This window comes from Tabrizicola sp. (assembly GCF_022842145.1).
Lineage (GTDB): Bacteria > Pseudomonadota > Alphaproteobacteria > Rhodobacterales > Rhodobacteraceae > Tabrizicola.
Genome location: NZ_JALHQD010000013.1, coordinates 20,973 through 28,951 on the forward strand (window position 1 = coordinate 20,973; position 7,979 = coordinate 28,951).

The 7,979-nt window shown below is 62.9% G+C and carries 9 protein-coding genes; 8 read left to right on the plus strand and 1 reads right to left on the minus strand.

The window, feature by feature from the left end; all coding sequences use genetic code 11:
- The first annotated feature begins 11 nt into the window (after window positions 1-11).
- Complete coding sequence (xrtE, locus tag Q0C42_RS21260) at window positions 12-1,616, plus strand: exosortase E/protease, VPEID-CTERM system (RefSeq protein ID WP_295080990.1); 1,605 nt, start codon at window positions 12-14, stop codon at window positions 1,614-1,616.
- Window positions 1,617-1,668: 52 nt separating this feature from the next.
- Here the strand turns inward: xrtE and Q0C42_RS21265 are convergent, their stop codons facing one another.
- Window positions 1,669-1,851, minus strand: coding sequence for a VPEID-CTERM sorting domain-containing protein (locus tag Q0C42_RS21265; RefSeq protein ID WP_295080993.1), 183 nt, complete (start codon window positions 1,849-1,851; stop codon window positions 1,669-1,671).
- Window positions 1,852-2,336: 485 nt separating this feature from the next.
- Here Q0C42_RS21265 and rpsL point away from each other — a divergent pair, with 485 nt between their 5' ends.
- From rpsL to rplD, 7 genes are all read left to right on the plus strand, one after another.
- Window positions 2,337-2,708: a 30S ribosomal protein S12 gene (gene rpsL / locus Q0C42_RS21270; RefSeq protein ID WP_125325006.1), complete on the plus strand. Its 372-nt coding sequence runs from the start codon at window positions 2,337-2,339 to the stop codon at window positions 2,706-2,708.
- 11 nt (window positions 2,709-2,719) lie between these two features.
- On the plus strand, window positions 2,720-3,190 hold the full coding sequence (gene rpsG, locus Q0C42_RS21275; RefSeq protein WP_295080996.1) for a 30S ribosomal protein S7: 471 nt from the start codon (window positions 2,720-2,722) through the stop codon (window positions 3,188-3,190).
- Between the two features lie 9 nt (window positions 3,191-3,199).
- A complete protein-coding gene (fusA, locus tag Q0C42_RS21280; RefSeq protein WP_295080999.1) occupies window positions 3,200-5,326 on the plus strand; it encodes an elongation factor G in 2,127 nt (708 codons plus the stop codon).
- 86 nt (window positions 5,327-5,412) lie between these two features.
- Complete coding sequence (tuf, locus tag Q0C42_RS21285) at window positions 5,413-6,588, plus strand: elongation factor Tu (protein ID WP_295081002.1); 1,176 nt, start codon at window positions 5,413-5,415, stop codon at window positions 6,586-6,588.
- 127 nt (window positions 6,589-6,715) lie between these two features.
- On the plus strand, window positions 6,716-7,024 hold the full coding sequence (gene rpsJ, locus Q0C42_RS21290) for a 30S ribosomal protein S10 (RefSeq protein ID WP_295081004.1): 309 nt from the start codon (window positions 6,716-6,718) through the stop codon (window positions 7,022-7,024).
- A 15-nt stretch (window positions 7,025-7,039) separates the two neighbouring features.
- A complete protein-coding gene (rplC, locus tag Q0C42_RS21295) occupies window positions 7,040-7,759 on the plus strand; it encodes a 50S ribosomal protein L3 (RefSeq protein ID WP_295081007.1) in 720 nt (239 codons plus the stop codon).
- Window positions 7,756-7,979, plus strand: a 224-nt coding sequence (gene rplD, locus Q0C42_RS21300; protein ID WP_295081009.1) for a 50S ribosomal protein L4, incomplete at its 3' end; no start/stop codon positions are given. The genes rplC and rplD, both read left to right, overlap by 4 nt.

Here is a 7,979-nt window from a genome sequence, read left to right on the forward strand (position 1 = left end):
ACTGTACAGGGATGACGGCGTTTCAAGCGGGCAGTTCCCCGGCCAAGCCGCGCCGCGTGGTCTTCATCGGGCTGCTTTTCGGTTTCGAACTGGTGCTGATCGCTTTATCCTATCAACTTTACGCGGACATCGAATGCGGCCTGACCGACTTCGAGGGCACCTGCAACGCGCTGCGGGGTCTCTTGCTACGATCGCTTGTCGTGCTGGGTGTGCTGGCACTTCTGATCCGCGCCTGGCCCGCAACTTTTGCCGAGTTCGTGGCAACCGCGGCAAGCCATCGCAGCGCCGTGGCCCTCACGGCGCATGTTGCCGGGGTCTGCATCATCCTCGTGCCGCTCTGGCTCTACTGGGGCAGAAACCTCGCCGACGGCCTGAGTGAGGCGCTGTCATTCTTCGCGGTAGGAATGGTTCTGGCAGGGGTGGGCGGACTGCTTTGGGTCGCTCCGCCAAGTGCCTGGTGGCGCTTGGTTTGGACCCGCGGCCGCAGTTTGTTTCCGATCCTCATGCTGGCCGCCCTCCTGCCGGATATCGTCTTCCAGTTTCACCCTCTGTGGAATGCGCAGGCCCTTGCCAGTCTGACTTTCGAGGCCGTGGCGACCACCTTGAACCTGCTTGGCGCGGAGGCTGATGTATCGGCAGTCGATTACACAATCGGAATCGGCGACTTCTACGTCAACATCGGCCCGCCATGTTCCGGGGTCGAGGGCTTCGCCCTGGTGACCGCCTTCATCGGTATCTATGCCTTCATCTTCCGAGCCGATGTGCGGATGTCCCGCTTCCTTCTCGTGATGTTGCCGCTGGGACTGCTGTGCAGCTGGATCCTGAACATCCTGCGCATCACACTTCTGATCCTGATCGGCGCGCGGTTTTCGCCCGAGATCGCGGTGAACGGGTTCCACTCCTATGCTGGCTGGCTGATGTTTACCGCTCTGGCCTTCGGGCTGACGGCGGTGGCGCAGACGATGCCCTGGCTGCACCGCGAAGGCACCCGCACTGCCTTACCGCGCCCGCTGCGCAGTGACCCGGTAGCGGCCCAACTTCTGCCCTTTGCCGCGTTCATGGTCGCGGGCACCCTGGTGGCTGCTCTCGCGCCGCATCCCGGGCTTGGCATGGCCTTTGGAGTCTTTGTGCTGGCCCCAGCGCTTTTGGTCTTCCTCCCTGTCTTCCGCAGCATGGAGTGGCGGCCGGACTTGGTCTCGCTGGGGGCCGGAGCGGTCGTTGGCATCGGCTGGGTCCTTACTGCCCCTGCAGCAGACCCCGAGCTTGGACGCCTTCTCGCGACGTTCCCTGCCTGGGCCTTCATGGCCTGGGCGGTGTGCCGTGTGCTGGTGACGACGGTGCTGGTCCCGGTGATCGAAGAGATGTTCTTTCGCGGTTACCTTCTCACCCGGCTGGACGGGCTGCAGCTTTGGCGGCGGGTACTGGCAGTGGGGCTGTCCAGTCTGGCCTTTGCCTTGCTGCATGGCCGCTGGGTCGAAGCCGGGCTCGCCGGCCTGATCTTCGCACTGGTCGCGCTGAGAAGGAACCGGGTCGCCGACGCCATCTGGGCGCATGTGGTGGCCAACAGCACTGTAGCTGCCGTCGCCGCTGCACGAGGAGACTGGAGCCTGATATGACGAAAGGGCCCCTGCGGGCCCCTTCACTGCTTAGTCACGCCGATGACCTGGCTCAGGAAGCGCGGCGGTTCCGTTCCCAGACGAAGGCCAGGATCACCATGACCGCAGCGATCGCCAGAAGGCCGGCGGAAGCGTCGATCTCGGGAACCGAGTGAACTCCGCCACGACCGTGCCCCTCCCCGCGCCCGGGACGAGTCCAGGCAAGCGCAGTCTCTGCCGAAAGAGCGAGCGTCATAGCCGTGTAAAGCAAACCGGAAGTAAGTTTAGACATGCATAAATCCCCAAACCGCTAACTATCGGCAAACTACCGCTCACTTCCGTTAAGATAAAGTCCTATTTGAGACACAATCTGTTCTTTGCGCGCGCTGGTGGAGCGGGTCGCTGGGTTTCAATCCCAAGATGTGTTTTTCCTCCGGGGCCAAGGCACTTCAGCCCCCTCGACCACCACGGGGCCGAGTTGACACCCCCAGCGATTCCCCCTATACGCCCGCCAACCCGAACCCCCGCCCGACCCATCAGTCGCGACCGGGACAAGGGCTCAGAGCGCTTGAAGTGGTCATGATCCGGGCCGAAAATGCCCCGATCCTCTGGAATTCCACCGCGTCATCCCTGGCGACAGGGATCGGTGCGGTGTTCGTGTTTTGCGATTCGCGCAAGGCACGGTCGAGAAGCGGCGCCTCCACACGGCTAGGGGGGCGAGTATCGAAACGAGGAACGTGAATGCCGACGATTCAACAGCTGATCCGGAAGCCCCGGGAAGCAGCGCCGCGGAAGTCCAAGTCCCAGCACCTGGAATCCTGCCCGCAAAAGCGTGGGGTTTGCACCCGCGTCTACACCACCACCCCGAAGAAGCCGAACTCGGCCATGCGGAAAGTCGCCAAAGTGCGCCTGACCAACGGCTTCGAGGTCATCTCCTACATCCCCGGCGAAAAGCACAACCTTCAGGAACACTCTGTCGTCCTGATCCGTGGCGGTCGGGTGAAGGACCTTCCGGGTGTGCGCTACCACATCCTCCGCGGCGTTCTGGATACCCAGGGCGTGAAAGAGCGTCGTCAGCGTCGTTCGAAATACGGCGCCAAGCGTCCGAAGTGAGGAGATAAGAGATGTCCCGTCGTCACGCCGCCGAAAAGCGCGAAATCCTGCCCGATGCCAAGTATGGCGACCGGGTGGTCACCAAGTTCATGAACAACCTGATGCTCGACGGCAAGAAGTCTGTCGCCGAGACCATCGTCTACGGCGCGCTTGAGCGCGTGCAGACCCGTCTGAAGCGCCCCGCCGTGGAAGCCTTCCACGAAGCGCTCGACAACGTGAAGCCCTCGGTCGAAGTGCGCTCGCGCCGCGTCGGTGGTGCGACCTACCAGGTCCCCGTCGAAGTCCGCGTCGAACGTCGCGAAGCTCTGGCGATCCGTTGGCTGATCATCGCTGCCCGCAAGCGCAACGAGAACACCATGGAAGAACGTCTGGCTGCCGAACTTTCGGACGCCGTGCAGAACCGCGGCACCGCCGTGAAGAAGCGCGAAGACACCCACAAGATGGCCGACGCAAACAAAGCGTTCAGCCATTACCGCTGGTAAGGGGTCATCATGGCACGCGACTATCCGCTCGACCACTACCGCAACTTCGGGATCATTGCCCACATCGACGCGGGCAAGACCACGACTTCTGAGCGTATCCTTTACTACACCGGCAAGTCCCACAAGATCGGCGAAGTCCACGACGGCGCCGCGACGATGGACTGGATGGAGCAGGAGCAGGAACGCGGGATCACCATCACCTCCGCCGCCACGACCACGTTCTGGAATCGTCAGATCGATTCCGACGCTGGCCTGGGCGACAAGGCGACGAAGTACCGCTTCAACATCATCGACACCCCCGGCCACGTCGACTTCACCATCGAAGTCGAGCGTTCGCTGGCCGTGCTTGACGGCGCTGTGGTTCTCCTCGACGGCAACGCCGGCGTGGAACCGCAGACCGAAACCGTCTGGCGTCAGGCTGACCGCTACAAGGTTCCGCGGATCGTGTTCGTCAACAAGATGGACAAGACCGGCGCCGATTTCTTCAAGTGCGTCCGCATGATCAAAGACCGGACCGGCGCCAACGCCGTCCCCGTCGCCCTGCCGATCGGCGCCGAAGACAAGCTGGAAGGCATCATCGACCTCGTGACCATGGAAGAATGGGTCTACGAGGGCGAGGACCTGGGCGCTTCCTGGAAGCGTCAGCCGATCCGTGAGTCTCTCAAGGCGGAAGCCGACGAGTGGCGCATGAACCTGGTGGAAACCGCCGTGGGTCAGGACGACGCCGCGATGGAAGCTTATCTCGAAGGCAACGAGCCAAGCCCTGAAACCCTGCGGGCGCTGATCCGCAAGGCCACCTTGGCGATCGACTTTATCCCGGTCTTCGCGGGTTCGGCCTTCAAGAACAAGGGCGTCCAGCCTCTGCTGAACGCTGTCATCGACTACCTGCCATCGCCGCTGGACGTGCCGCCCTATATGGGCTTCGCTCCGGGCGACGAGACGGAAACCCGCAGCATCGCGCGGTCGGCCGATGATGCACAGCCCTTCTCGGGCCTCGCGTTCAAGATCATGAACGACCCCTTCGTTGGCTCGCTGACCTTCACCCGGATCTATTCGGGCAAGCTCGGCAAGGGCGACGCGATGCTGAACGCGACCAAGCAGCGCAAAGAGCGCGTTGGCCGCATGATGATGATGCACGCTATTGATCGGGAAGAGATTTCCGAAGCTTTCGCTGGCGACATCATCGCGCTTGGCGGGTTGAAGGAAACCACCACCGGGGACACGCTTTGTGATCCGGCCCAGCCCGTCGTTCTTGAAACCATGACCTTCCCGGTCCCGGTGATCGAGATCGCGGTCGAACCGAAGACCAAGGCCGACCAGGAGAAGATGGGCATCGCACTTGCTCGTCTGGCTGCCGAAGATCCGTCCTTCCGGGTGGAGACCGACATCGAATCCGGTCAGACCATCATGAAGGGTATGGGCGAACTTCACCTCGACATCCTCGTCGACCGCATGCGTCGCGAGTTCAAGGTCGAGGCGAACATCGGTGCGCCGCAGGTGGCCTACCGCGAGACGATCAGCCGCGAGCACGAGATCGACTACACGCACAAGAAGCAGACCGGTGGTACCGGCCAGTTCGCGCGCGTGAAGCTGATCATCTCGCCGACCGAACCGGGCGAAGGCTATTCCTTCGAGTCGAAGGTCGTCGGTGGTGCGGTGCCGAAGGAATACATCCCCGGCGTCGAAAAAGGCATCAAGTCGGTCATGGACTCCGGTCCGCTGGCAGGCTTCCCGGTGATCGACTTCAAGGTCTTGCTGATCGACGGCGCGTTCCATGACGTCGACTCCTCGGTGCTGGCTTTCGAAATCGCGTCGCGGGCGGCCATGCGCGAAGGTCTGAAGAAGGCCGGTGCGAAACTGCTGGAACCAATCATGAAGGTCGAAGTCGTCACCCCAGAAGAATACACCGGCGGCGTCATCGGCGACCTGACCTCGCGTCGGGGCATGATCAACGGCCAGGACAGCCGCGGCAACGCGAACGTCATCGCCGCCATGGTTCCGCTGGCGAACATGTTCGGCTACATCAACCAGCTCCGGTCCATGACCTCGGGCCGCGCGGTGTTCTCGATGGAGTTCGACCACTACGACACCGTTCCGGAAAACCTGAGCCAGGAAATCCAGAAGAAATACGCTTGATCGGTGTGGCGGGGTGAACCCCGCCCTACCACCCCCGTAGGGCGGGGCCTCCCCGCCGCATCTGAACCGAATGAGGAGAGACCCTGATGGGCAAGGCAAAGTTTGAACGGAACAAACCGCACGTCAACATTGGCACGATCGGCCACGTTGACCACGGCAAGACGACGCTGACGGCGGCGATCACCAAGTATTTCGGCGAATTCCGGGCCTACGACCAGATCGACGGCGCGCCGGAAGAGCGGGCTCGTGGCATCACGATCTCGACTGCGCACGTGGAATACGAGACCGAGGCGCGTCACTACGCCCACGTCGACTGCCCCGGCCACGCCGACTACGTCAAGAACATGATCACCGGTGCCGCCCAGATGGACGGCGCGATCCTGGTCTGCGCGGCGTCCGACGGCCCGATGCCGCAAACGCGCGAGCACATCCTGCTCGGCCGTCAGGTCGGCATCCCGTACATGGTGGTCTATCTGAACAAGATCGACCTCGTGGACGACGAAGAGCTGCTGGAACTCGTCGAGATGGAAGTCCGTGAACTTCTGTCGTCCTACGAATACCCGGGCGACGACATTCCGATCATCAAGGGCTCGGCCCACCAGGCGATGATCGGCGAGCGCAAGGACATCGGCGAGGACTCGATCCGCGCGCTGATGGCCGCTGTCGACAGCTACATCCCGACCCCGGCGCGTGCCGTGGACCAGCCGTTCCTGCTGCCGATCGAAGACGTGTTCTCGATCTCGGGCCGTGGCACCGTGGTCACCGGCCGGATCGAGCGCGGCGTGATCAACGTCGGCGACGAAGTCGAGATCGTCGGCATCCGCGACACCAAGAAGTCGATCTGCACCGGCGTCGAGATGTTCCGCAAGCTCCTTGACCGTGGCGAGGCTGGCGACAACGTCGGCATCCTCTTGCGCGGTATCGACCGTGAGGGCGTGGAGCGTGGGCAGGTGCTGTGCAAGCCGAAGTCGGTCAACCCGCACACCAAGTTCGAAGCCGAGGCCTATATCCTGACCAAGGAAGAAGGCGGCCGTCACACGCCGTTCTTCGCGAACTACCGCCCGCAGTTCTACTTCCGGACCACGGACGTCACCGGGACCGTGCAGCTGCCGGAAGGCACTGAGATGGTCATGCCGGGCGACAACCTGAAGTTCGTCGTGGAACTGATCGCCCCGATCGCCATGGAAGAAAAGCTGCGCTTCGCCATCCGCGAAGGCGGCCGCACCGTCGGCGCCGGCGTCGTGTCGAAGATCATCGCGTAAAGCGACTTGCACTACCGCGGGGCGGGCTGTAATAGCCCGCCCTTCGACACCACCTACCGTCTAACGAAACAGAACCTCTTGGGTCGGCAGTCCGTGTCCTCGCCAACGTTCTAAAAGGAAAAAACTGATGCCAGGTCAGACAATCCGCATCCGGCTCCGCGCTTTCGATTACCGTGTGCTCGACGCCAGCACCCAGGAAATCGTGAACACCGCGAAGCGTACCGGTGCCACCGTGCGCGGGCCGATCCCGCTGCCGAACAAGATCGAGAAATTCACGGTTCTCCGTGGTCCGCACATCGACAAGAAGTCGCGCGACCAGTGGGAAATCCGCACGCACAAGCGTCTTCTCGACATCGTCGACCCCACCCCGCAGACCGTGGACGCGCTGATGAAGCTCGACCTCGCTGCCGGCGTGGACGTCGAGATCAAAGTCTAAGGGGGGCATGACAAGATGCGCTCTGGAGTAATTGCAAAGAAGCTGGGCATGACCCGGCTGTTCATGGCAGATGGCAAGCAGGTTCCGGTGACGGTTCTGCAGCTGGACAGCCTTCAGGTCGTGGCACAGCGCACCGCTGACAAGGATGGCTATACCGCCGTCCAACTCGGCGCTGGTGTTGCCAAGGCCAAGCGGACCACCGCCGCGCAGCGCGGTCACTTCGCCAAGGCGAACGTGGCCCCGAAGCGCAAGATCGCGGAATTCCGCGTGACGCCGGATTGCCTGATCGACGTGGGCGCGGAAATTACCGCCGACCACTACCTCGCAGGTCAGTTCGTCGACGTCGCGGGCACCTCGATCGGTAAAGGCTTCCAAGGTGCGATGAAGCGGCACAACTTCGGCGGACTCCGGGCATCGCACGGTGTGTCGGTTTCGCACCGTTCGCACGGTTCGACCGGCCAGTGCCAGGACCCCGGCAAGGTGTTCAAGGGCAAGAAGATGGCCGGCCACATGGGCGCCGTCCGCGTGACCACGCAGAACCTGCAGGTCGTCCGCACCGACGCCGACCGCGGCCTGATCATGATCAAGGGCGCTGTCCCGGGATCGCGTGGCGGCTGGGTGACCGTCAAGGACGCCGTGAAGAAGCCGGAAGCCAAGGACGCGCCGCGTCCGGCCGCGATCCGGTCCGCTCAAGCTCCGGCTGCAGAAGTCGCCGCCGAAGGGGGTGAAGCATGAAACTTGACGTGATCAAACTGGACGGCGGCAAGGCCGGCTCCATCGATCTGGACGAAGCGCTGTTCGGCCTTGAGCCGCGCGCCGACATCCTGCACCGCGTGGTGCGCTGGCAGCGGGCGAAATCCCAGGCCGGCACCCATTCGACGCTGACCCGGGCCGAGGTTTCGTACTCGACCAAGAAGATCTATCGCCAGAAGGGCACCGGCGGCGCACGCCACGG